Raw genomic sequence first — 24,026 nt, 5'->3', positions numbered from 1 at the left:
CATCAATCTCCCTCGGACCGCGACGACGATGGCACCCAAATCACTGAAAACAAAAGATACTTGTAAATCTTGATTCTCGTACGCCTGCAAAAAGACAGGCAACCATCGGCATCGTCAATTTTATGTGAGTTCAGCTTAGGGTGGAGGCCCACCTGTCACAACGTTTTTCGGTAACTTTCTTTTCTTCTTAAAAGTCACCAATATCACCCTGTTAAGTATATATTTTTTTCGATTTCTCTTTGGAACTTTCCGTCACACCTAAGGCCGCGCCTGTGGATAAAACCGCCGCGCAGCGATCCAGGGACCCGACGACGATAGGCAAAATCATGCCAATCGAGGATCCATCCAGAGCCGGCGGCCTTCAAAGGTTGAAGTGAGCCGGAACAGCAAGTCCTTCGGCGCTAGAAAGCTGGTTCATGAATGCGGCGTAAGATTATGGAAATACGCCGTTTCGGCGCACATCCGAAAGCCCGGGCGACTGCGTCAATCCTGGTGTTCCGGTCCCATCCGCCCACGCGATCCTGTCGCCAGATCACTGACTTGCGCGGGCATCCGCCGAAACGGCGCCAAGTTTCGCCAAACCGATCTTGGGATCGACATCCACAGTCTGCGCGCGCGCGTTTTCAGAGGCCGAGATCCGGTGCCTGCCGCCCGGATCGGCGCGCCCACCCGGTCGGTCCGCCCTGTTGCCTGGCATCCTACCGCGGGCTGGGTTCGGCCGCATCGTCCGTGGCGATGATGTGATACAGCGCCGCCTCGCCCGGCATGGACGGAAGCGCATTGTGCGGCAGGTCGGATGGCACTGACATGGTGTCGCCCGGGCCGATCACCTCGGACCCGCCGGGCCAGTTCACACGCCAATGGCCGAAGACGGGGATCAGCACCGACGGACGGTCGTGCTCGTGCATCGCCTCTTTCGCCGAGGACCGCGTGAGCAGATCGACCTCGAAGCCCGGTGCGTCGCGGATGATTCCCGTCTCGCCGATGACCTTGCAGGCCCGGGTCCTGGCCAGCGCTGCCATGTCGTTATAGCGGCGCACACCCTGGCCCACGACCTGCATGGGGCTGAGATCCGCGAACGCCTTCAAGTCGTCCCCTGTCAGCGGTGACACCGGCTTGACGCCGTCGGGCAGGCTTTCGCCATTCTTGCTGTCGTAGAGCCTGCCGTTCTCGCCCAGCACCAGGCCGTGCGCCTTCGCATCCTCGATCACCTGCGGCGCCCAGATGACATCGCCGCCCGCGTCGCCGCCGCCCAAGACCTCCATGATCATCGCGTCGTCTTCGCCCACATTCTCGAACCCGCGGAAGAGACCGGTCGGGACCTTGAGGATGTCGCCGCGTTCCAGGATCACGTCGCCCGCGTCGCCGTGCAGGCCCCAGAAGAAGCGCCAGCGGCCCGACAGGACGAAGAGCACCTGTTCCGTGCGGTGGGCATGCAGCGCGTTGCGCACACGCGGCGGCTGGCCCGCGGCCCGGAGGCTGAAACCGTGCGGCGAGGCAATAGGCGCTTGCTGGTCGGCTGATCCCGACAAGCCGCCGATGATGGCGAAGGTCTGGCGTTGGTCCGAGCCGGGGATATGCGCGTCGATGGGCGCAGTGCTGCGGGCGATCAGCTCGCCATAGCGGATGGTGGTCGGCAGCTCGGTCACGGTGTGTGTTTCCTTACTTCAGGGCCGTCAGGATCTGCGTCCAGAAGACGTTGCGTGGGACTTAGCATATTCGCAGGACAGCCAAAGGGAACATTTTGCACGGGGACCAGCCTAAGTGATGGATCCGCGCCCCGGCCGTCCTCGGACTTTCCAGCGACCGGCGCGGCGACGCGCGGCAGGCTCACGGGCCCACCCGTGGATAGCGGATGGCGCGGAACGGCGGAAAATCGGCATAGCGGGCGCGGCGCTGATCCGGGGGTTCGGACGGTGTGGCGCCCGCGGCCAGCAGCTTGCCGCGCGGCGCGATGTAGCTTGAGATCGTGCGGGCCGGATCTTCGCGCCAGGTCAGATTCAGCGCGGCCAGCTTGGGGAAATAGTATTGCTCGGAATAGGGCAGATGGTCGTGGATCCACCACGCAAGATCCCGCCAGTCGCGCCCCCTTGCGTATTGATCGGCGAACCACGGCACCACGATGCAGGCCGTGGCCCCCATCCGGCCCGCGTCGTCGCGGCGATCCCAGATGTGGCCCGCTTGGTTGACGGCGTTGCGCGAGCATTTCTGCGGCCGGACTTCGGTCGCGCCGAAATGGTTCAGATCGGGCGCGCGGTAGGACGACCGGATATGAAGCGGGCCGAACGTCTCGACCAGCGGATCCAGCAACTCTTCGCACAGCCGGGTCCCGGCGGCGATCATCAGGTCCGGATCCTCGGGGATGTTGGTGCGGCCGTAGAACCCCGCGATTTCGGAATACAGGAACTCGCGCAGGTGGAAATGGCGCGACAGCCGCACACGGCCCAGATCCTCGAGCGCGGTATAGCTGCGGGGACTGCGTCTCACGGCATTCCTCGCCGCGCGCCAGCATTGCACTCGAACAGGTGGCAAAGACCTGACCGGACCGAGTTGCGGGTGCCCGCAATGGGAAGGGCCGCAGCCGCAAATCTGCGCCGACTGCCCGATACTCGCTTGAGGCAGCGCTGCGGAAATTCGGTCGGCTTCACCATCTTTGCAGCGTGGCGCATGGCGGCAAACCTCACTCAACTCGACACCAAGAGACACGTATTACAGGGACCTCGACTGATCAAGATTGACAGCATCTGGACCTGATTTTGCTCTGCCTCTGGCGAGCCTCAACTTGAAGGGCTCAATCTTGTTCTGTAGTGGAAATCGATAGAAGCTCTGTAATTGAAGAGGAAAGAGATGACCGATAGCGATAATGGCGAGGTTTCTCAGAATAGCGCTCCCCAGACCGATCATCATCATACCGAGCTTGGCGCCTGGTTGATCTCGCTACATAGCGTGAATGTGGAAGAATCATCATTTGGCGCAAAGGTTCGCCTGATTTTCCGCTTCAATGTCGATGTCCAGAACCTTCCGGAGCCGTTCAAGACGGCAGGCAATCGAACCTATTATCGACCAAGCGACATGGCAGAGCATCTGCCCGGTCAAGCAATTGAAATCATCAATCGGCTGACGGGCGGGATTGTTCCGACCAATTTCTACGCCGGGCAACCCGAAAAGGGATTACTGTTTCACGAGGCCGGGCAATCGGAAGGAGCTTTGGTGCTTGAACAGGTCTACGAGGAGCGCTTCAAGCAGGTCTTCGATCTTCGCAAATTCCCATACGAAGCAGACGAATTGACGATCGACTTCGTCCTGTGGTGCGCGAATGAAGCGGACTTCCAACGAGATTGGTCGGTTTCGTCGGCCAAGAATCAGTCGCCGGGAGGCGATCGTCTCGACCTCCCTGATTTCAATGTCGGCGAATTTGGGCTTGATCGAGACTCGATGGGAAGCGCGGAAAAAAATGTCAGGTGCAATTACAAAGTTCTCATCAAAAGGCGTCCCTGGTACTACTTTATCTCATCGACCCTTTCTATGGCCATAATCATGTTGTTTTCCGTAGTGACCTTCGGAATTTCTGGCGAAGACAATGGCTCGGCGCTCGGGATAGTTGGCTCGCTGTTGTTGGCGACGATCGCAGTCAGATTCGTGATCTCTCAGGATACGCCCAGAGTGCCGTACATGACATGCATCGACAAGGAAGCCTTGGCGACCTTCCTCTTCCTGCTGTTTGTCGCCTTCCTGCACACGGAGTTTAACAGCTTCTTGGTCGGGCCTGAACAAATCTATTTCGCATTTGGCGGCTTTTCCCTTGTCGCCGTAATCATGGCAGCGCCGTTGGCGAGGTACTTGTTTCGCAGGACGGGTGATTGACCATCTTCGAGCTTTTCGACAGTCGCAAAAGCTAAGTGGGCTGGATAGTCTTTCTTTCGCAATTGACCGTGAATGCGATCACGATCCACTACTCGATGATCCGAGCGCCTACACGACCCCTCATTCGAAGACACAGAGGGTGATTGCATAGAAATAGGTTCGCCGTTCGGGCGAAAGGGGGTGTCTGAGTGGCCTATACCGGCAGTCGACCAACACTCGCCTTTAAATACTGATATCTTCTGCGTCGCTGCAAACAGTCCGTGCTTTCCAGCTACCATCGGCGCGCCCTAAGCAGCCCTTCCCCCTTGATCTGACCCGCGGTCAGCAGCATTCCGAGCGTGTCCGATGCACGCGTTGCGGGGGACTCATTCCGAAGCGAAGGAAGCAGAAAACCCGTTTTCGAGGAAGCCGGATGTGCGACGCCGACCATGGCGCCGCTCCGAACAAGGTTCGAGGCCATCAAGGCTTAGCGCGGGTATATCGACCCATATGCGAGATCGTCTTCGAAAACGCGCGTCAACACGCCCGCCGACGAAGCCGAAGCGGCTATCCTGATTTCAGTGCTTTGATGGAATTTGGCTCCGGCGGTAGGGATCGAACCTACGACCAATTGATTAACAGTCAACTGCTCTACCGCTGAGCTACGCCGGAACACGATTGTGCCTATAGCAAGGGGGGTCGGGTGCTGCAAGGGGATCGGGGTCGAAAATCTCAGCGGAGCGCGACGTGGGTGTCGGGTCCGGGCGATCCTTGCCACGCTATCACTTTTCTGGCTTCGAGATCAATGAGATGCGCCAGGACGTTGCGAAGGGCGGCGGGCCTGAGAGCGGGGGAGATATCGTCGTAGATCCGCGTGGTGATGGCCATGGGCGTCACCGATCGAGCCTCGAGGCAGGCGAGGATCTCGGCCTCGCGCCCGCGCCGGTGCTTCAGCAGCCAATCGAGCCGCGCGAGCGGGGTGTCGATCGGATCGCCGTGGCCGGGGAAGAAGCGCCTCCAATCACTGCGCGCCAGGCGCTCGCAGGACGCCATGAATTGGCCCAGGTCGCCGTCGGGCGGCGACACCATGGTCGAGGCCCAGCCCATCACCAGGTCCCCGGTGAAGACCGTATCGCCCCAGGCGAAGCTCAGGTGATTGCCGAAATGACCGGGGGTCCAGAGGGCGCGCAGCGTCCAGCCGGAACCGGCCACCTCGTCGCCGTCCGACAGCGCGTGGTCGGGCGCGAAGGCGTGGTCGACCCCTTCGCCACCGCCAATGTCGGGCAGGTCGTCGCGGGACATCGCCCGGCCCGCCCGCGCATCCCCGAAGGCCAGGACCGGGGCGCCGGTCCGCGATGACAGGGCGCGTGCCAGCGGCGAGTGGTCGAGATGCGCGTGGGTCACCAGGATATGACTGATGCCCGAGGTGGCGGCGGCGAGGATCGCGCCCAGATGCGCCGCGCTGTCGGGACCGGGATCGATCACCGCGACGGGGCCGTCGCCCAGAAGATAGGTGTTCGTGCCCGTATGGGTCATGGGCGACGGGTTCGGGGCGCGCAGCACGCGCAGACCGGGCTCGAGCGTCGTGGCGGTCGACATGGCACTTCCTCCTTCCCGGCCCAAACGATAGCGTCCCGTTCATGACATTCGACTGGCTGAAACGCTATGCCCCGCGGTCGCTCTATGCCCGCGCCGCGCTGATCCTGCTCTTGCCGGTGATCACGATCCAGCTTGTCGTGTCGATCGTCTTCATCCAGCGGCTGTTCGAGGATGTGACCGTCCAGATGACGGGCAATGTAGGGTTGGAACTGGCGCGGCTGGTGGACCAGGTCGAAGCGGCACCGGATGCCGCGACCGCTTTGGCGCAGATCACCCCGCTGGCGCGCGCGCTCCGGATCGACGTGGCCCTGCCCGATCCGGATCCGGTGACGGGGGATTCGCGCTTGATCTACGACTTGTCGGGGCGGCTGGTGCTGCCGACCCTGCGCGAGGCGCTGCCGGGCCTGAGCGGGATCGATCTTGCCAGCGACGACAACCGCGTCCGGATGAGCGTCGAGACGGACAAGGGCCCCCTGGGATTGACCGTCGCGCGCGAGCGGGTATCGGCCAAGAACCCCCACCAATTGCTGGTCATCATGGTGCTGGCGTCGGTGCTGATGACGGTGATCGCCTATCTTTTCCTGAAGAACCAGCTGCGCCCGATCAAGCGGCTGTCGGATGCGGCGCAGGCGTTCGGACGGGGTCGCGTGATCCGCTACCGTCCCACGGGCGCGACAGAGGTGCGCCAGGCCGGCGCCGCCTTCATGGACATGCGCCAGCGGATCGAGCGGCAGATGGAGCAGCGCACCCTGATGCTGTCCGGCGTCAGCCACGATCTGCGCACGCCGCTGACGCGGATGCGGCTCGCCTTGTCCATGTCCGACGATCCCGAGGCGTCCGAGTTGTTGCGCGACGTGGACGACATGCAGGGCATGCTGGACGCGTTTCTCGATTTCGCCCGCGATGGGGCGCTGGACGACTTCGCCGATGTCGATCCGGCCGAGATCCTGTCCCACGTGGCCCAGAACGCGCAGCGCGCCGGGCACGACGTGTCGGTCAGGCAGATCACGGGCGATGGCACCGCGTCGCTGCAACCGCTGTCGATCACGCGCGCGCTGGAAAACCTTGTGGGCAACGCGGTGCGCCACGGGACGCGCGCCGAGTTGTCGCTGTCGATCACGCCGCGCGCCGTGGTCTTCACGGTCGAGGATGATGGCCCCGGCATCCCCGAGGACGCGCGGGAGCGGGCGATGAAGCCCTTCGCCCGGCTGGATGAGGCGCGCAATCAAAACGTGGGCGGCAGCGTGGGACTGGGGCTGAGCATTGCCATGGATATCGCGCGCCAGCACGGCGGCATCCTGCGGCTCGACGCGTCCGAGCGGCTGGGCGGCCTGCGCGCCGATATCGTGCTGGGACGTTAGGGGGCAACGGATGCGCACCGCGACAAAAGCCGCCCTGCTCCTGGGGTTTCTTGTCCTCGGCGGCGTCTACCTGTCCTCGCGCTTCGCCCCTGCCGCGGGACCCGGCGCGCAGGCCTTCAAGACCTGCCGTGCGGCCATGACCTCGCAGTGCCTGCTGGACCTGGGAGTGGAGGTTGCGATGATCCGCGCCGTGGCGCCGACCTACAGCCCTGCGGTCCAGGGCCTTGTCGAGACCGGGCGGATCGACGATGCCGCGGATATCCTGTCCCGGATCTGGGCCGCGGAAGGCATCGCGCCGGACGCGATCCCCGCCAAGATCGACCGGTATCTGGCAAGTCATCGCATCGCCGCTGCCATCCGCAGCGGTCTTTCCGTCGCGGCGGCCGTGGTCCAGACGCCGGGCGTCTGGACAGGCAGGCAGATCGAAACGGCGGCCATTTATCTGCGTCAGTCCAGTGTCGGCGGCGCACTCACCCCCGACCAGGCGGCCGACTTCGCCGCTGTCCTGTCCGCCTTCGGAGGGGAAACACCCAGAGCGCGCGCAAGCAACCTGGTCGCGGCGGCGGAAATGATGGCCGAGGCGGGCGACCGCGATGGCGCGCTTGCCTATCTCGACCGGCTACGGGAGGCGGCAGGCGCGACCGAGCAAGGAACGAATGATGCCCTGGCGCGCCTGCTCGGTCCGGAGTTGCTCTTGCGCTACTTTCCAACCGACCGGCCCTACGGCAAGGCACCAAAATACCTGCAGTCAGCCCGCGTCACCCATGACGCCCCCCGCGCCGAAGCGTGGCTGGACCGGGCCTTCACGATCTATGCCACCGACGGCCCGTGGCCCGATTCTTCGCACCTGCTTCGGGTCGTCCGCCAGGCGGCAGCACTCGGATACGACGACCGCGCTTTTGATCTGGCGCGCAGGATGGATCGTCTCGCGCGCACAAATGGCGGCCCATTCCCTGTCTTTCCCCACATTCACGCGGCCGAGGCGTTGCAAGCCGCAGGCGCACCGGAACCCGAGATCCGCGACAGCATCGGTCTGGCCCTCGCGGATTTCCCCGAAAGCGGGAACACCGCCGTGGGGTTCGGGCTTGTCGGCGGGGTCTATACCTGGGGCGGGTCCGGGATCGGCCGCCAGGCTCACTACGACCTGGCCCGCATCCTGATCGCACTCGGGGATCTCAACGCCGCCACGGGGCTGATGGAGGGCATCGACGCCCCCTATCAGGCATGGCAGGACGCACTGCCCGAAGACGTGCCACTCGCCGCGCTGCCGGTCCTGCTGGCGGCGGCGGAACAGGCGCTGGACCCCGAGCAGCACTTGCGGCTCAGGGCGCTGGTCGCCAGCCGCTTTGCGCGCAACGCGCCCGATGCGGCGCAGCGGGACTGGATAATAGCGACGGTCGAGGACGTGCTGGCCCGAGACACGATGGGAACGAGGGAAGGCCGCGCCGCCTACGGACTGGTCATCCTGACCGCCAATTCGCTGGAGCGGCCGGACCTGGCGGCGCGGGCCGCGCGGCGCCTTGGCAACGGGGCGCTGTCGAACCGCGACTATTCCGATCTTCTCGAAGCTGGTGTCGCACTGGCGAAGGTGGGCCCTTAGGCCGGAAATCTGTCCCACTGTGCCGCTGCGACAGAAATCGGGGGGACGGGCGGTTCAGCCGCGGAAACCCTGCGCCACGACGAATTTCTCGGAGCTGTCCGAGCGGCTGCTGGGCGGTTTCATGTGAAAGACCTTCGTGAAGCGTTGCTTCAGCAGCTTCTGAAGATCGCCCTCGGCCCCGCCCGCCAGCACCTTGGCCACGAAGGTGCCGCCCTCGTCCAGCATGTCGAAGGCCAGGTATGCGGCCGCTTCGCAAAGGGCAATGATGCGCAGGTGGTCGGTCTGCTTGTGGCCCGAAGAGGATGCCGCCATGTCCGACATGACGACATCCACCTTACCGCCGGCAAGCTCGCGGATCCGCTCGTCGGCGCCTTCGTCCATGAAATCCATCTGGTGGATCTCGGCGCCCGCCAGCGGCTCGACCTCCTGCAAATCGATGCCCAGCACGCGGCCCACCGCCTTGCCGGGCTTTTCGCCGAGCGCGTTCACACGCGGGATCGCCACCTGCATCCAGCCACCCGGCGCGCAGCCCAGGTCCACCACGCGGGCGCCGGGCACGAGGAAGCGGTACTTGTCATCCAGCTCCATGATCTTGAACGCGGCGCGCCCACGGTAGCCTTCGGCCTGGGCGCGCTTGACGTAGGGATCGTTCAGCTGGCGTTGCAGCCAGCGGGTCGACGATGAGCGTCGCCCGCGCGCGGTCTTGACCCTGACGGTCAGATCGCGAGCGCCGCGTCCGCTGGTGTTTCCGGGTTTCTTCGCCATGGATGATCTCCTTGACCGTCACATAGGCTGGATCGGGACGCGCGGGAAGCCACCCGCCCCAGATCGTCTTAGTAGGGTCCGTCCTCCAACACGCCATCCGCCGACATCTGCGCGTAAAGCAGCCCCTCGCGCAGGCCGCGATCGGCCACGCTCAGCCGATCGGTGGGCCAGACCCTGAGCAATGCCTGCAGGATCGCCGCGCCCGACATGATGAGCGCGTGACGATCGCGCCCGATCCGCGGATCGTTGCGCCGCCCGTCTGGGCCCAGCGTCAGGTAGTCCCGGATCACGGCGTCGATCTGGTCGCTGGTCATCCGCAACCCGTCCACCCGGTTGCGGTCGTAGCGGCGCAGCCCCAGGTGGCTTGCCGCGACTGTGGTCACGGTGCCCGAGGTGCCGATGATCTGGAATCCCTCGCGCTTCTGCTCCTTGGCGTAGGGCGCGAAATTCACCAGGTTTTCTTCGAAGAACCAGCTCATCAGGGCGAAGCGGGCCGCGTCGTTCTTCACGTCGTCGAATTGCTGGCGCAGCGTCGCCACGCCCAGCGGCACGCTGATCCAGTCCACCACGCGCGCCGCGGGAAACGGCGAGCCGTCTTCCGGCTTGAAGCCCGCGTGCAGCCGCATGATCGCGCGCGGCCGCTCGACCTTGGGCACCCGGGTCAGGTCGATCCAGACCAGCTCGGTCGAGCCGCCGCCGATATCGACGACCAGCAGCTGCTCGGTCTTGGTGCTGACCAGCGGCGCGCAGGAGATGACCGCCAGCCGCGCCTCTTCTTCCGGTTCGATGATGTTCAGTTGCAGCCCGGTCTCGCGCTGCACCATGTGGATGAAATCGGCCGCGTTCGACGCCCGCCGACACGCTTCCGTGGCCACCAGGCGCATCCGGGTGACATTGTGCTTCTGCAGCTTCGACTGACAGATCCTGAGCGCATGGATCGTGCGCCCCATGGACGCGCGGCACAACCGCCCCGACGCTTCCAGCCCGTGGCCAAGCTGCACGGATTTGGCAAATGAATCAACCACATGAAACTGATTGCCCTTGGGCTGGGCGATCAGCATGCGGCACGAATTCGTGCCGAGGTCCAGAGCGGCGTAAAGCTGCTCGGGATCAGGTTGTCGGGTGCGCCGCGGCTCGACCGGTTTCGGGAACACGCCCGCACCGATGGGACGCTTGGGCGCCATGTCGCCGCCCTCCTATGAAGTTATCCCGAGACTACGGGGGCCGGTGCCACGGCGCAAGCGCTCTGAGCGTCGCAGCCACCGAAATCGCCGGGCATTCATCTTGATGATGAGAAGTTTGACAGTCGCGCGGACTGGCCCCGCGACCGCCGCGCGCCTAAATGAAGTCGCGTCCGTTGGCCTGAATGTCGAAAACCGGCACAATCGTCGGGTCGGCGGCGCGTATGAGAAGACAACGCAAGGGGAATCGCGCCACATGGCCCAAGTCACGATCGTCTACTGGCGCGATATCCCGGCCCAGGTCATCGTCGGCAAGGGACGCCGTGGCACCAAGGTGCCGCTGCCCGAGCGGTTCGAGCAGGCCATCGACCGCGCCGCGATGAAGTCGGGCGCGGCGGGGACCGACGATTACCTGGCCGAGTGGCGCAAGGCCGCGCCCTATGCGGTGGAAGGTGACGACGATGCCGTGGCGCGCGCCGAAGCGGCGCGGCTGGCGGCGGAATACGACACCGACCGGATCAAGACACTGATCGCAAATGACGGTTGGGCGTGACCCATTCCGCCTTTCTCAAACGCCACCTGGAGAGCTTCATGTCCCTTCTGAGCTTCAAGCGCCCTGCCCCTGCTGCCCGCGTCGCGCATCCCGGCATGCAGGATTTCCTCAGCGATTTCTCGATCGAGGTGATGCCGCGCACCGCCGAGAAGGTCGAGGATTTCCGCGCGCTGCTGCCCGCGGGCACCCGGGTCTACATCGCCCATATCGACGGCACGCCCATCGACGACATGGTGGCCACGGCCAGGCGGCTGAACGACGCGGGCTTCCCGGTCATGCCGCATTTTCCGGCCCGGATCATCAAGGATCGCGCCACGCTGGACGATTGGATCGCGCGCTACCGCGGCGAAGCCGACGTGCGCCAGGCGCTGCTCCTGGCGGGCGGCGTGACCGAACCGAAAGGTGACTTCATCGACTCGATGCAGCTTCTGGAAAGCGGCGCGTTCGGCGATTTCGAGCGCCTGCACGTGGCGGGTCACCCCGAGGGGAACCGCGACATCGACGCGGATGGTAGCTTCAAGAACGTCGAACAGGCGCTTCTTTGGAAACAGAAATTTTCGCAAACCACGGATGCGAAGATGGCCATCGCCACGCAGTTCTGCTTCGAGGCCGCGCCGGTCATCGCGTGGGCCAATGCCATCAAGGAAGCGGGCGTGGATCTGCCCGTCCATATCGGCGTGGCCGGTCCCGCCAAGCTGCAGACGCTGATCAAGTTCGCCATTGCCTGCGGCGTCGGCCCGTCGCTGCGCGTTCTGCAAAAACGCGCGCTGGACGTGACCAAGCTGCTGCTGCCCTACGAGCCCACCGAGTTCGTGGCCGACCTGGCCGCGCACAAGCAGGCCGATCCCGAGTTCAACATCGAAAGCGTCCATCTCTTCCCGCTGGGCGGCATCACCACGAGTGCGCAATGGGCGCTGGACATGAGCGGCCGCCGCGCCGCCGCGAATTGAGGTAAGAATGACCCGCACGGTCCTGGAATCGAAGACGAAAACCGTCACCATCGGCTTTGACGAGCCGTTCTGCGTGATCGGCGAGCGGATCAACCCCACCGGCCGCAAGAAGCTGGCGGCCGAGCTCGAGATGGACGACTTTTCGACCGTCGAGCGGGATGCGCTGGAACAGGTCGCCTGCGGGGCCATGGTGCTGGACGTGAACTCGGGCGCGGTCTTCACCAACAAGATGGCCGACGACCCGCGCTATGCCGACAACAACTTCGTCGAGCCGATGCTGATGCCCGAGCTCATCCGCCGCGTCCAGGCGCTGGTGGACGTGCCGCTCTGCATCGACAGCTCGGTGCCCGGCGCGCTGGAAAACGGGCTGGAGGCCGCGGAAGGCCGCCCGCTGCTGAACTCGGTCACCGGCGAAGAAGAGCGGTTGGAACTCGTGCTGCCGCTTGTCAAGAAATACAACGTGCCGGTCGTGGCGATTTCCAACGACGATACCGGCATCAGCGAAGACCCCGAAGTGCGGTTCGCGGTCGCCAAGAAGATCGTCGAGCGGGCCGCCGATTTCGGCATCCCGGCGCATGACATCGTGGTCGATCCGCTAGTCATGCCCGTGGGCGCAATGGCGAGCGCCGGGCAGCAGGTCTTCACGCTGGTGCGCCGCCTGCGCGACGAGCTGGGCGTCAACACCACCTGCGGCGCCAGCAATATCAGCTTCGGCCTGCCCCATCGCCACGGCATCAACGCCGCTTTCCTGCCCATGGCGATCGGCGCGGGGATGACCAGCGCCATCATGAACCCGATCCGCTCGGTCGAGATGGAAGCGATCCGCGCCGCCAATTTCCTGATGAACCACGACGACAACGGCTACGAATGGATCAAGTTCAGCCGCATCCTCGACGCGGTCCAGGGCGGCGAGAGCTTCGCCGAGGCGTCGCGCGCGCAGATGGCAGAGGGCGGCTCGCGCGGGGGGCGCCGTCGGCGGCGGGGTTAAGGTCGTGTTCACCATCTTTTGCTACGCCTTGCCGGATGACTTCGGGTTTTCCACATCCCGATCGCGACCGCTGGTTGCGCGCGATCTTCTCGGCGCAGGCCGTCCTGAAGGGGGGCGTGGTGCGCCGCTCGATTGGGTGGGTCGAGGCCGAGATCGGGCGCGATGCCCTGATCGACGCGGTGCGCGCGCGCGGCTTTCACCTGTTCGAGGCGGGCGGCCAGTTCGTCATCATCTGCAATCCCGGCCCCGTCCGCCTGGTCTGCTGAGACGAATTTTCGCCGAAAATTCGTCTGACGATTTTTCGTCGAAAAATCGCCCGCGGTCGCATCGTGGCTGATCCGCTGGTCGTCTTCATGCCGTCCGGCAAGCGCGGCCACTTCCCCGTGGGCACGCCGGTCCTGACGGCCGCGCGCCGCCTTGGCGTGGATCTCGATTCGGTCTGCGGCGGGCGCGGCATCTGCTCGAAATGTCAGGTCAGCCCCGGCATCGGCAGCTTTCCCAAGCTCGGCCTGACCGTCACCGAGGACGCGCTCAGCCCCTGGAACGCGGTCGAGGCCCGCTACGACGAAAAGCGCGGCTTGAAGCCGGGCCGCCGCCTTGGCTGCCAGGCGACGATCCAGAAGGATGTCGTCATCGACGTGCCCGAAGGCTCGCAGGTCCACCGCCAGGTCGTGCGCAAGGACGCCACCGCCCGCGAGATCACGCTGGACGCCGCCACGCGGCTGATGCTGGTCAGCGTCGACGAGCCCGACATGCACACGCCCACCGGCGACCTGGAGCGTCTGAACCGTGCGCTCAAGGCGCAATGGAACCTCGACGGTGTCACCGCGCCGCTTCCGGTCCTGGCCAAGCTGCAAGGCGCGTTGCGCAAGGGCGACTGGAGCGTCACCGTCGCCATCCACCACGACCACCGCGACACACCGCGGCTGGTGGACGTCTGGCCCGGGTTCTACGAAGGCGGGATCTACGGGCTGGCCATCGACCTGGGCTCGACCACGATCGCCGCGCATCTGTGCAACCTGCAGACGGGCGAGGTCGTGCTGAGCTCGGGCATCATGAACCCGCAGATCCGCTTCGGCGAAGACCTGATGAGCCGGGTCAGCTACGCGATGATGAACCCCGGCGGCGACGTGGAGATGACGCGGGCGGTGCGCGAGGCGCTGAATGTCCTGATCGAAGAGCTGATCGCCGATGCAAAGCTCGAGCCGCGCGCCGTCGTCGAGGCCGTCATCGTCTGCAACCCGGTCATGCACCACCTGCTGCTGGGCATCGACCCGGTCGAGTTGGGACAGGCGCCCTTTGCGCTGGCCACGTCCTCGGCGCTGTCGCTGGCCATGCAAGAGCTGGAGCTGACCGCGCTCAACCCCGCCGCACGCGCCTACTTGTTGCCCTGCATCGCGGGCCATGTGGGGGCCGATGCCGCCGCGGTCGCGCTTAGCGAAGCGCCGGGCCAGCAGGAGGCGCTGACGCTGGTCGTCGATGTGGGCACCAACGCCGAGATCCTGCTGGGCGACCGCACGAAGGTCCTGGCCTGCTCGTCGCCCACGGGCCCGGCCTTCGAGGGCGCGCAGATCAGTTCCGGCCAGCGGGCCGCCCCCGGCGCGATCGAAGCGATCCGCATCGACCCCGACACGAAAGAGCCCCGTTTCCGCGTGATCGGCTGCGATCTGTGGTCCGACGAGGACGGGTTCGACGCGGCCACCAAGGCGACGGGCATCACCGGTATCTGCGGCTCGGGCATCATCGAGGCCGTGGCCGAGATGCGCATGGCGGGGCTGGTGGACGCCTCGGGCCTGATCGGCAGTGCCGAGCAGGCGGGCACGCCGCGGTTGCAGCCCGAGGGACGCACGCAGGTCTACGTCATCTACGACGACGGCGACCGACGCATCACCGTCACCCAAGGCGACATCCGCGCGATCCAGCTGGCGAAATCGGCGCTCTATGCGGGCGCGCGCCTGCTGATGGACGCGCGCGGCGTGGACCGGGTCGAGCGGATCGTGCTGGCAGGCGCCTTCGGTGCGCATATCAGCCCGCTGCACGCCATGGTGCTGGGCATGATCCCCGACGCGCGGCTTGAGGACGTCTCGAGCGCGGGCAACGCCGCGGGCACGGGGGCGCGCATCGCGCTTCTGAACCGCGCCGCGCGGGCCGAGATCGAAGAGACGGTGACCCGCATCCAGAAGGTCGAAACGGCCATCGAGCCGCGCTTCCAGGACCATTTCGTGGCCGCCAACGCCCTGCCCCATGCCAGCGATCCGTTCCCCGAACTGTCGAAGATCGTCACCCTGCCCGATGTCAGCTTCAACCAGGCGGGCCAGGAGGGCGGCCGCCAGCGACGGCGCAAGCGCAGCTAGGGTCCGATCGCGCGTGGCAATGCTTGACGAGGCACGGCGTTGCGCCTTAGTCAGGCGGCCAAGGCGGGTGTAGCTCAATGGTAGAGCAGGAGCTTCCCAAGCTTAAGACGAGGGTTCGATTCCCTTCACCCGCTCCAATCCCCCATGCTCCAGCGCCCGGATGACGCCGCGCAGCTCGGCCAGGCCGCGCAGGCGACCGATCAGCGGATAGCCCGGGATCAGATCGCGCGAACGGTCGCTGAGCATGTGGTGGCCGTGGTCGGGCCGGAACGGGATATCGGCATCCGGCCGCCCTTCGGCGCGGCGGCGGGACCGCTCGGCCAGGAGCACGGCGATCAGCGCCACCATGTCGGTATCGCCGTCCAGATGCGCGGCCTCTTCGAAGCTGCCATCGGGCTCTTTTCGGACGTTGCGCAGATGGGCGAAATGGATGCGCGGCGCGAACCGCGCGGCGATGGCGGGCAAGTCGGCATCGGGATGCGCGCCGAGCGAGCCCGAGCAGAGCGTCAGGCCGTTGGCCGGGCTGTCCTCGGCGCCCATCACCCAGTCCAGATCGGACGCGGTCGACACGACGCGCGGCAGGCCAAGGATGTCGCGGGGCGGATCGTCGGGATGGATGCACAGTCGCAGCCCGAGCTCATCTGCCGTGGGCACCACTTCGGCCAGGAAGCGCTTCAGGTTCGCGCGCAAGGCGGCGGCGTCGATGCCGTCATAGTCCGCAAGCGCCCGGCGCAGCCCGTCTGTGTCGTAGCGATCCACCGCGCCCGGCATTCCCGACATGATCGCGGCACAGAGCGCCTCTCGCTCGGCGGGGCTGCCAGCGCCGATCCACGCTCGCGCCTGCGCGCAGGTGGCGTCGGGCCAGTCAGCCTCGGCATCGGGCCTGAGCAGCAGGTGGATGTCGAAGGCGGCCATGCGGACCGCATCGAAGCGCAGGCAAGTGGCGCCGCCGGGCACGGGCGCGGCCAGGTCGGTCCGGGTCCAGTCGAGCAGCGGCATAAAATTGTAGCAGATCGTCCGCACGCCTTCCGCGGCGAGGTTGGCCATGGATTGCCGGTAATTGGCGAAAAGCGGGGCCAGGTCGCCCGCGCCCTGCTTGATACGCTCATGCACCGGCAGGCTTTCGACCACCACCCAGTCAAATCCTGCCCCACGGATCCTTGCGCGCCGCGCGGCGATGGCATCGCGCGGCCAGACCGCGCCATAGGGGATCTGGTGCAAGGCGCTGACGATGCCGCTGGCACCGGTCTGCGCGATTTCGTCCAGCGAAATCGGGTCGATCTCGCCGTACCAGCGCCAGCTTTCGATCATCGCCCGCCCCCGTTTCCCATGCCACCGGCAGGCTGTCGCCGAACGCGGCGGCGGTCAAGCGGACGCGGCCCCCACACCCCGTGACAGTGGCGCGGAAAGGTGTAGGCTCGGCACGAATTCAACGTATCGGAGATGTGACGATGTCGCTCAAGAACATGGCCGTCAAAATGGCACTGGCCTTCGCCGCCGCCAAGGGCGTGCAGGCTTTCCGCGACGCGGGCGGGCTGGAAGGCGTGAAACGCAAGCTGGCCGCGCAGCAGCAAGGCTCGGGCGGCGCGTCCGGCCAGATCGGCGGCGCGGGGGGCATCGGCGGCCTGCTGGGCGCGCTGGGCGTGGGCGGACCGCAGCAATCGGGCAGCATGGGCTCGGGATCGCTGGGCGGTCTGCTGGGCGGCCTGGCCGGCGCATCGGCGGGCGCGGCGGGGGCCGGAAAGATGAAAGGCTTGCTGGATACGACACGCGAGACGCCGCCGGACACGGCCGAGGAAGAGCAGGTGTCGGGTCTGATGATCCGCGCCATGATCCAGGCCGCGCGCGCCGATGGCGAAATCGACCCCGCCGAGCGCGAGAGCCTGCTGGCCATCCTTGGCGACAGCGATCCGCAGGAAACCGCGTTCATCCAGGCGCAGATGACCGCGTCGGTGGATCCGGTCGCGCTGGCGCATGACACGCCCGAGGGCCACGAGATCGAGGTCTATACCGCCGCCGTCCTGGCCATCGAGCCCGACAACCGCCCCGAAGCGATCTTCCTGGATCAATTGGCGCAAGCGCTGAAGATCAACCAGGCGCAAGTCAACGACATCCACGCAGCGCACGGCAAGCCGCCGCTTTACACGCTCTGATCCTTGGCGCGGTACTACGTCTATGACGTGTTCACGGATCGCCCCTTCGGGGGCAATCCGCTGGCCGTCTTCCCTCAGGCCGACGGGCTGGATCAGGGCGCGCTTCAGTCGATCGCGCGCGAATTCAACTTTTCGGAGACCGTGTTCCTCTTCGACGATCCCGACCACGCCGCACGGCTGCGGATCTTCACCCCGACGCAAGAGGTTCCGTTCGCGGGCCACCCCCTGATCGGCGCGGCGGTCGCCCTGGCCGATGACGGGGCGGCGGCCGAGATGTCGTTGTCGCTGCCGGGCGGCACGGTGCGAGCGCAAGCCGAAGACGGGCGCGCATCCTTCCTGCGCGACAGGCCGCTTGAAATCCTGCACCGGCCGGACCCGTCGCTGGTGGCCCGCTGCCTTGGCCTGCCGCCGCATTCGGTGACGGGTGCCGTGATGGCGTCGGTCGGGTTGCCGTTCTGTCTGGCCGAGCTCGGCTCGCCCCAGTGCCTGGATGCCATATGGGTCAATACCGATGCCTTCCGCCGCGCCCAGACCGCCTATCCCAGCGATTTCGATTTCGCCGTCCTGGCCTATACCCGCGACGGCGATGCCATCGAAGCGCGGATGTTCGCACCGCTCGACAACATCCCCGAGGATCCCGCGACCGGCAGCGCGGCGGCGGCGCTCGGCGCGCATCTGCGCGCGGCCGAGGGGCGCGACCTGGACCTGCAGATCTCGCAGGGTGTCGCCATGGGTCGCCCGTCGCGCATCGGGATCGAAGCGCGCGCGGATCACGTGCGGATCAGCGGGCAGGCCGTGCGCGTCATGGAAGGCAGGCTTCTGGTCTGAATTCGCTCTGGCCCGGCCCTGCCCCGGACGCTAGACCGGACGCGGCATCACGCGCGGGGGGAAGACATGTCCGATACGATCCTGGATCGCTGCACCGCCCAGGGGCTGCGCATGACCGACCAGCGCCGCACCATCGCGCTGGTCCTGCAGGACAGCGACGATCACCCCGACGTGGACACGCTTTACGCCCGCGCCGCCGAGCGCGACCCCAACATCTCGATCGCGACAGTGTACCGGACGGTGAAGCTGTTCGAAGAAACCGGCATCCTGGAAAAGCACGAATTCGGCGACGGGCGCGCGCGTTACGAGGATGCCGAGCGCGACCACCACGACCACCTGATCGACATGCATTCGGGCCGGGTGATCGAATTCGTCGACCCCGAGATCGAAGAGCTGCAGGAGCGGATCGCCCGGCGGCTTGGATACCGGCTGAAAGGGCACCGGCTTGAGCTTTACGGCGTTCCGCTGAAGGACTGAGCCGATGGACAACCTGCGCGCCATCGCGCTCATGTGCGCAGCGATGGCGTGTTTCGCCGTCGAGGACCTGGTCATCAAGATCCTGGCCCAGACGCTGCCGGTCTGGCAGATCTTCTGGCTGCTGGGCGGCGTCGGGCTGGTGCTGTTCGGCGCGATCTGCCGACGGCGCGGCCTGCCCTTGTTCGGGCCGGACTTCCTGCATCCGCTGGTGATCCTGCGCAACCTGGGCGATATCGTCGGCTCTTGCGGGTTTGTCACCGCCCTGGCGCTGGTGCCGCTGTCGTTGGCGACCGCGATCCTGCAGGCCACACCCCTTGCCCTGACCGCGGGGGCCGCGCTGTTCTTGGGCGAGCGGGTGGGCTGGCGGCGTTGGGCCGCGGTGGTGCTGGGGCTCTGCGGCATCCTGATCATCCTAGACCCGACCGGCGCGGATTTCCGCCCCGAGGCGCTGTTCGCCGTGCTGGGCGTCGTGGGCCTGATGATGCGCGATCTCGCGACGCGCCGGATCCCGGGCCGCATCCCGTCCCACCAGCTGAGCTTCTGGGGATATTGCGCCTTCTTCGTCTCGGGCGCGCTTTTGGTCCCCTTCGACCCGCGCTTGGTGGCCCCCGACGCGACGACCCTGATCGCGGTCGCCTTCGGCGCGCTGGTCGGTGCGTTCGGCTACTGGGGCCTGACCGCCGCCATGCGGCTGGGCGAGGTCAGCGCGGTGATCCCCTTCCGCTACACGCGGCTGATCTTCGCGATGGGTCTGGGGATCATCGTGCTGGGCGAAAGCCCGTCCATGCGCACGCTGCTGGGCGCCGCGCTGGTGGTCGTGACCGGCATCTACACCGTCCTGCGCGAGCGGCGGGATGCGCGGGTGGCGGGCTGTTAGCGCAATCCCTTCCCCCTGCCCGATCGACGCGCTAGGTTCAGCGCAAATGAAGGCAAGGAGGGACCAATGAGCACGATCATCGACATCATGGCACGCGAAATCCTGGACAGCCGGGGCAATCCGACGGTCGAGGTCGACGTGACCCTGGAGGACGGCACCATGGGCCGGGCCGCCGTGCCCTCGGGCGCGTCCACCGGCCAGCACGAGGCGGTGGAAAAGCGCGACGGCGACAAGGCCCGCTACATGGGCAAGGGCGTGTTGCAGGCCGTGGCCTCTGTCAACGGCGAGCTGGCCGAGGGCCTCGTGGGCATGGACGCGACCGAACAGGAAGCCATCGACGCCACGATGATCGAAATGGACGGCACCGACAACAAGGGCCGACTTGGCGCCAACGCGATCCTGGGCGTGTCGCTCGCCACGGCCAAGGCCGCGGCCGAGTTCTGCGGCCAGCCGCTGTTCCGCTACGTGGGTGGCACGTCCGCGCGCACCCTGCCCGTCCCGATGATGAACATCATCAATGGCGGAGAACATGCCGACAATCCGATCGACATCCAGGAATTCATGATCATGCCCGTCAGCGCGGGCAATATCCGCGACGCCGTCCGCATGGGCGCCGAGGTGTTCCACACCCTGAAGAAAGAGCTGTCGGCGGCGGGCATGTCCACCGGCCTCGGCGACGAAGGCGGCTTCGCGCCCGAGCTCGGCAGCACCCGCGACGCGCTGGATTTCATCCTGAAATCGGTGGAAAAGGCGGGCTACACCCCCGGTGACGACATCATGCTGGCGATGGATTGCGCGGCGACCGAGTATTACGAGAACGGCAAGTACGAGCTGAAGGGCGAAGGCGTGTCGCTGTCGTCGGAAGAAAACGTAGCCTACCTGGAAAAGCTGGTGGCCGATTACCCGATCCTGTCGATCGAGGACGGCATGTCCGAAGACGACTGGGACGGCTGGAAGATGTTGACCGACGCGCTGGGCGACCGGGTGCAGCTCGTGGGCGACGACCTGTTCGTCACCAACCCCAAGCGCTTGGCCGAGGGGATCGAGCGGGGCAGCGCGAACTCGATGCTGGTGAAGGTCAACCAGATCGGCACCCTGTCCGAGACGCTGAAGGCCGTCGACATGGCCCATCGCGCGCGCTTCACCAACGTCATGTCGCACCGCTCGGGCGAGACCGAGGACGCCACCATCGCCGACCTGGCCGTGGCGACCAATTGTGGGCAGATCAAGACCGGGTCTCTGGCGCGCTCGGACCGGCTGGCGAAATACAACCAGCTGATCCGGATCGAGGAAATCCTGGGCGAGACGGCGATCTACGCCGGAAAGTCGATCCTGCGGTGAGGCTGCAGGAAGGCCACTACGACATCCCGCACGGGCTTCTGGCCGTCGTCGTCACGCACCTGGTCTGCGAGCGTCCCATGGCGCCCGTACCGGCCCCGGACGGCGTGGTGCTGAAACGCGAAACCCGTATGCCCACAGCGACTTACCGCGATCTCTTCAAGTTGATCGGGCGCGACTGGCTTTGGACCTCGCGGCTGATGCTGGGCGATGATGACCTGATGGCGATCATCTTCGACCCCGATGTCGAGCTTTACGTGCTGACCGGCGACAACGGACCCCTGGGCATGGTCGAGCTGGATTTCCGCGACCGCGACGATCCGCAGATCGCGTTCTTCGGGCTGACACCCCCGGCCATCGGGCGCGGGATCGGCACCTGGCTGATGGCGCAGGTCCAGAACATGATGGCCAGCCAGGGGGCACGAACCATCCGGCTGAACACCTGCACCCTGGATGCACCGAAGGCGTTGCCCTTCTACCTGAAGAACGGCTTTCGCGCAGAGCGGCGCGAAGTGCGCTTGTTCCCGGATCCGCGCGCGATGGGGGTTCTGGACGAAGCAGCCGCGCCCGCCGTTCCGATGCTCTGATGGAGTTGGGCGCGCTGATCTTCGACGTGTTCGGCACCTGCGTGGATTGGCGCGGCTCGGTCGCGCGCGAGGTGGCGGTGGCGATCCCGTCGGTGGACGCGTTCGCCTTCGCCGACGCCTGGCGGGCCGAGTATCAGCCCGCGATGGAGCGGATCCGCTCGGGCGGGCGCGGCTACGTGGCGCTGGACGATTTGCACCGCGAAAACCTGGAAATCGTGTTGGACCGCTTCGGCGTGACCTGTCCCGATCCCGCGCAGCTGGCCCGCGCCTGGGAGCGGCTCGCGCCGTGGCCCGACACCGTGCCCGGCCTGGCCGCGATGCGGGAAAAGCGGATCGTCGCACCCTGCTCCAACGGCTCGATCGCGCTGATGACGCGGCTTGCGCGCCACGCGGGCCTTCCGTGGGACTGCATCCTCGGCGCCGAGATCGCCCGCGACTATAAGCCGAAGCCGCAGGTCTACCTGGCCGCCTGCGCGGCCCTGCGCCTGTCGCCGGACCGGGTGATGATGGTCGCGGCCCACAATGACGACCTGCACGCCGCGCGCGCGGCCGGGTTGCGCACCGCCTTCGTGGCCCGCCCGACCGAGCACGGGGCGGGCCAGGTCACCGACCTGGAGCCCGACGCCGCGTGGGATGCCAACGCCACCGACTTCAACGCGCTGGCGGACGCCCTGCCATGACCGCGGACCAGATCATCGCGCAGCTTGGCCTGCAGCCCCATCCCGAGGGTGGGCATTACCGCCAGACCTGGATCGCGCCCGGAACGGGCCGGACCGCGGGCACCTGCATCTACTTCCTGCTCGCAGCCGACGAGGTCAGTCATTGGCACCGGGTGGATGCCACCGAGATCTGGCATTTCTACAGCGGCGCACCGCTGACCCTGTCGCTCAGCGAATCCCGGGATGGGCCCGCGCGCGACGTGGTGCTTGGCGCGGACCTGGCGGCGGGCCAGTCACCGCAGATCATCGTGCGCGCGCATCACTGGCAGATGGCCCGCAGCACCGGTGACTGGACGCTCGCGGGCTGCACGGTCAGCCCCGCATTCGACTTCGCCGGGTTCGAGCTGGCCCCGCCCGGATTCGATATCCCGCGCGGGGCCTGAGGTTACTGCGCCTGTCCCTGCAGCTCTTCCAGGGTCAGGTCGGTGACGAAGGCGAAATCCTGCCCCGGTGCCGCGACCAGGTTGGCGCTTTCGACCGGCAGGAAGACCTCGCCCATTTCCAGCGTGGCGAGGATCCCGATCAGCTCACCCCCGCTCGACAGGACGACATCGCTGATCGTGCCGATCTGGTTCCAGTCGGACGAAATCGCGTCCTGCGTGGCGCCGGGCGTCAGGCTGACGCTGGGTCCCGATTGATAGACCGAGCCGCCGGTGATGGCGCCCGCCGTGACGCTGCCTTCGGGCATGACCTGCGCGCTGGCAGGGGCGATCAGAGCGGCGATCGCCGCCACTGTCATCAGATAAGTCCGCATGTTCGGCTCCATTGCAAAGGTGATGACTCCGTAACGTGCGGACCGACCATCGGGTTCTTCGGGATCGCCGCGCTCAGCGGGATTGCGCCGATGCCGGTCCGGGCAGCCCGGTTTCCCTGGCTCTCGCCGGTGGGATCGGCTGGCCTGCCCCAAGGGGTTCATGCGTCGTCGTGGAACGGGTCGACGGAGATGTGCTTGGCCAGCAGAAAGGCGTCGGCCACGTGGCGCAGCGGCCGGTCGTCCACGTCGCTTTCGCCGCGCGACAGCAACTCGGCGAAGCGCGCATAGACACCGGGATATTCGCCCGGGCCCTCGGCTTTCTGCTTGACCCCATCGAGCGTCCAGCGCGCACCGCCTTCAAGCAGTTTCACTGTTCCGTCTTCGGTCTTTATCGTCTGCTCCCAGCGCGCGGTGTCGGCGTAGCGCCAGTCCATATCCGCGGTTATAGTGACCCCGTCGGGCCCCGCGAAGACCAGATCGGCGGCGATGGGCGCGTCGCGGTTGGCGGGGAACGACAGCACCGAGGTCCGCACGCGCAGATCGACCGGAAGGATCTCGGTCAGGATCGACAGCGCGTTGATGCCGGTGTCGAAGACGCCCATGCCGCCGGGCTGCCATATCCATTGCTGTCCCGGGTGCCATTCGCGCACGTTCTCTTTCCACAGGATATGGCCGCCGGTGATCGTGCGGGTCGCAAGCCACTGGCGCACTGACGCGACCGCGTCGGCGTGGCGCGAATGCCAGGTGCCGTGCAAGGTGACGCCCGCGGCGCGCGCCATGTCGATCAGCTGCCGCACCTCGCTGGTCGTGGCGCCGGGCGGCTTTTCCAGCATCACGTGGCGTCCGGCGGCGATGGCCCGGCGCGCGGCGTCGAAGCGGGGCATCGGCGGCATGGTCATGGCGATGGCCGAGATATCGGGGCGCGCGTCCAGCAGGTCGGCAAGGGTGTCGTGGTTCTCGATCCCGTCCACCCCGCCCGATCCGCTGACCGTGGCGGCCAGTTCGAAATCATCGCGCGCGGCGATGGCGGGGATATGCTGGTCGCGGGCGATCTTGCCCACGCCCATGATGGCGATCTTGGTGACGCTCACGGGGGATG

The 24,026-nt window shown here is 66.3% G+C and carries 24 protein-coding genes and 2 tRNA genes; 17 read left to right on the top strand and 9 right to left on the bottom strand.

Annotated elements, in window-relative coordinates; translation table 11 throughout:
- Positions 1-698: 698 nt before the first annotated feature.
- The gene (locus ILP92_RS04430; RefSeq protein ID WP_198915153.1) at positions 699-1,649 is read right to left on the bottom strand and encodes a cupin domain-containing protein; all 951 of its coding nucleotides are present in this window, start codon (positions 1,647-1,649) and stop codon (positions 699-701) included.
- A 181-nt stretch (positions 1,650-1,830) separates the two neighbouring features.
- Entirely contained in the window at positions 1,831-2,487 is a 657-nt protein-coding gene (locus ILP92_RS04425; protein WP_198915152.1) for a hypothetical protein, read from the bottom strand.
- 360 nt (positions 2,488-2,847) lie between these two features.
- Between ILP92_RS04425 and ILP92_RS04420 the strand changes: the two genes are divergently transcribed.
- Positions 2,848-3,864 (top strand): hypothetical protein, encoded by a 1,017-nt coding sequence (locus ILP92_RS04420; RefSeq protein ID WP_198915151.1) that lies wholly within the window; start codon positions 2,848-2,850, stop codon positions 3,862-3,864.
- 576 nt (positions 3,865-4,440) lie between these two features.
- On the opposite strand, the gene ILP92_RS04415 is transcribed toward ILP92_RS04420, so the two are convergent.
- Both ILP92_RS04415 and ILP92_RS04410 read right to left on the bottom strand, forming a co-directional pair.
- Positions 4,441-4,515: transfer RNA gene (locus ILP92_RS04415), tRNA-Asn, on the bottom strand.
- A 60-nt stretch (positions 4,516-4,575) separates the two neighbouring features.
- Positions 4,576-5,442, bottom strand: a complete 867-nt coding sequence (locus ILP92_RS04410; protein WP_198915150.1) for an MBL fold metallo-hydrolase — start codon at positions 5,440-5,442, stop codon at positions 4,576-4,578.
- A gap of 41 nt (positions 5,443-5,483) precedes the next feature.
- Between ILP92_RS04410 and ILP92_RS04405 the strand changes: the two genes are divergently transcribed.
- Both ILP92_RS04405 and ILP92_RS04400 read left to right on the top strand, forming a co-directional pair.
- Entirely contained in the window at positions 5,484-6,803 is a 1,320-nt protein-coding gene (locus ILP92_RS04405) for an ATP-binding protein (protein ID WP_198915149.1), read from the top strand.
- Positions 6,804-6,813: 10 nt separating this feature from the next.
- Positions 6,814-8,403 (top strand): hypothetical protein, encoded by a 1,590-nt coding sequence (locus tag ILP92_RS04400; protein WP_198915148.1) that lies wholly within the window; start codon positions 6,814-6,816, stop codon positions 8,401-8,403.
- 54 nt (positions 8,404-8,457) lie between these two features.
- Here the strand turns inward: ILP92_RS04400 and ILP92_RS04395 are convergent, their stop codons facing one another.
- Positions 8,458-9,168, bottom strand: coding sequence for an RlmE family RNA methyltransferase (locus ILP92_RS04395; RefSeq protein ID WP_198915147.1), 711 nt, complete (start codon positions 9,166-9,168; stop codon positions 8,458-8,460).
- 68 nt (positions 9,169-9,236) lie between these two features.
- A complete protein-coding gene (locus ILP92_RS04390; protein WP_198915146.1) occupies positions 9,237-10,352 on the bottom strand; it encodes a Ppx/GppA phosphatase family protein in 1,116 nt (371 codons plus the stop codon).
- 253 nt (positions 10,353-10,605) lie between these two features.
- Between ILP92_RS04390 and ILP92_RS04385 the strand changes: the two genes are divergently transcribed.
- From ILP92_RS04385 to ILP92_RS04360, 6 genes are all read left to right on the top strand, one after another.
- Positions 10,606-10,902, top strand: a complete 297-nt coding sequence (locus ILP92_RS04385; protein ID WP_198915145.1) for a virulence factor — start codon at positions 10,606-10,608, stop codon at positions 10,900-10,902.
- Between the two features lie 38 nt (positions 10,903-10,940).
- Complete coding sequence (locus tag ILP92_RS04380; RefSeq protein ID WP_198915282.1) at positions 10,941-11,852, top strand: methylenetetrahydrofolate reductase; 912 nt, start codon at positions 10,941-10,943, stop codon at positions 11,850-11,852.
- A 7-nt stretch (positions 11,853-11,859) separates the two neighbouring features.
- Complete coding sequence (locus ILP92_RS04375; RefSeq protein WP_198915144.1) at positions 11,860-12,840, top strand: methyltetrahydrofolate cobalamin methyltransferase; 981 nt, start codon at positions 11,860-11,862, stop codon at positions 12,838-12,840.
- Between the two features lie 35 nt (positions 12,841-12,875).
- Complete coding sequence (locus tag ILP92_RS04370) at positions 12,876-13,106, top strand: N-(5'-phosphoribosyl)anthranilate isomerase (protein WP_198915143.1); 231 nt, start codon at positions 12,876-12,878, stop codon at positions 13,104-13,106.
- Positions 13,107-13,166: 60 nt separating this feature from the next.
- On the top strand, positions 13,167-15,194 hold the full coding sequence (locus ILP92_RS04365) for an ASKHA domain-containing protein (protein WP_198915281.1): 2,028 nt from the start codon (positions 13,167-13,169) through the stop codon (positions 15,192-15,194).
- 63 nt (positions 15,195-15,257) lie between these two features.
- A tRNA-Gly gene (locus ILP92_RS04360) sits at positions 15,258-15,331 on the top strand.
- On the opposite strand, the gene uxuA is transcribed toward ILP92_RS04360, so the two are convergent.
- Positions 15,297-16,505 (bottom strand): mannonate dehydratase, encoded by a 1,209-nt coding sequence (uxuA, locus tag ILP92_RS04355; protein ID WP_198915142.1) that lies wholly within the window; start codon positions 16,503-16,505, stop codon positions 15,297-15,299. The genes ILP92_RS04360 and uxuA overlap by 35 nt on opposite strands.
- 140 nt (positions 16,506-16,645) lie before the next feature.
- On the opposite strand from uxuA, the gene ILP92_RS04350 reads away from it, so the two are divergent.
- The 8 genes from ILP92_RS04350 (at position 16,646) to ILP92_RS04315 (ending at position 22,556) form a co-directional block, all read left to right on the top strand.
- Entirely contained in the window at positions 16,646-17,347 is a 702-nt protein-coding gene (locus ILP92_RS04350; protein ID WP_198915141.1) for a DUF533 domain-containing protein, read from the top strand.
- A gap of 3 nt (positions 17,348-17,350) precedes the next feature.
- Positions 17,351-18,175 (top strand): PhzF family phenazine biosynthesis protein, encoded by an 825-nt coding sequence (locus tag ILP92_RS04345; RefSeq protein WP_198915140.1) that lies wholly within the window; start codon positions 17,351-17,353, stop codon positions 18,173-18,175.
- A gap of 66 nt (positions 18,176-18,241) precedes the next feature.
- The gene (locus ILP92_RS04340) at positions 18,242-18,652 is read left to right on the top strand and encodes a Fur family transcriptional regulator (RefSeq protein WP_198915139.1); all 411 of its coding nucleotides are present in this window, start codon (positions 18,242-18,244) and stop codon (positions 18,650-18,652) included.
- A 4-nt stretch (positions 18,653-18,656) separates the two neighbouring features.
- Complete coding sequence (locus tag ILP92_RS04335; protein ID WP_198915138.1) at positions 18,657-19,529, top strand: DMT family transporter; 873 nt, start codon at positions 18,657-18,659, stop codon at positions 19,527-19,529.
- Between the two features lie 66 nt (positions 19,530-19,595).
- Complete coding sequence (eno, locus tag ILP92_RS04330; RefSeq protein WP_198915137.1) at positions 19,596-20,870, top strand: phosphopyruvate hydratase; 1,275 nt, start codon at positions 19,596-19,598, stop codon at positions 20,868-20,870.
- Positions 20,867-21,454 carry a GNAT family N-acetyltransferase gene (locus ILP92_RS04325; protein ID WP_198915136.1) on the top strand — a complete coding sequence of 196 codons (588 nt, stop codon included), beginning with the start codon at positions 20,867-20,869 and terminating at the stop codon, positions 21,452-21,454. The genes eno and ILP92_RS04325 overlap by 4 nt, the downstream gene beginning before the upstream one ends.
- The gene (locus tag ILP92_RS04320) at positions 21,454-22,134 is read left to right on the top strand and encodes a haloacid dehalogenase type II (RefSeq protein ID WP_198915135.1); all 681 of its coding nucleotides are present in this window, start codon (positions 21,454-21,456) and stop codon (positions 22,132-22,134) included. The genes ILP92_RS04325 and ILP92_RS04320 overlap by 1 nt, the downstream gene beginning before the upstream one ends.
- Positions 22,131-22,556 (top strand): cupin domain-containing protein, encoded by a 426-nt coding sequence (locus tag ILP92_RS04315; RefSeq protein ID WP_198915134.1) that lies wholly within the window; start codon positions 22,131-22,133, stop codon positions 22,554-22,556. Before ILP92_RS04320 ends, ILP92_RS04315 begins: the two co-directional genes overlap by 4 nt.
- Positions 22,557-22,558: 2 nt before the next feature.
- Here the strand turns inward: ILP92_RS04315 and ILP92_RS04310 are convergent, their stop codons facing one another.
- Together ILP92_RS04310 and ILP92_RS04305 are read right to left on the bottom strand one after the other, a co-directional pair.
- The gene (locus ILP92_RS04310; RefSeq protein ID WP_198915133.1) at positions 22,559-22,927 is read right to left on the bottom strand and encodes a hypothetical protein; all 369 of its coding nucleotides are present in this window, start codon (positions 22,925-22,927) and stop codon (positions 22,559-22,561) included.
- 158 nt (positions 22,928-23,085) lie between these two features.
- Positions 23,086-24,018, bottom strand: a complete 933-nt coding sequence (locus ILP92_RS04305) for a Gfo/Idh/MocA family protein (RefSeq protein WP_198915132.1) — start codon at positions 24,016-24,018, stop codon at positions 23,086-23,088.
- Between the last annotated feature and the right edge of the window lie 8 nt (positions 24,019-24,026).

Source organism: Palleronia pontilimi (assembly GCF_016412875.1).
GTDB lineage: Bacteria > Pseudomonadota > Alphaproteobacteria > Rhodobacterales > Rhodobacteraceae > Palleronia > Palleronia pontilimi.
Note: the sequence above shows the minus strand (reverse complement) of the source record. Positions and strands in the feature narration are given on the sequence as shown.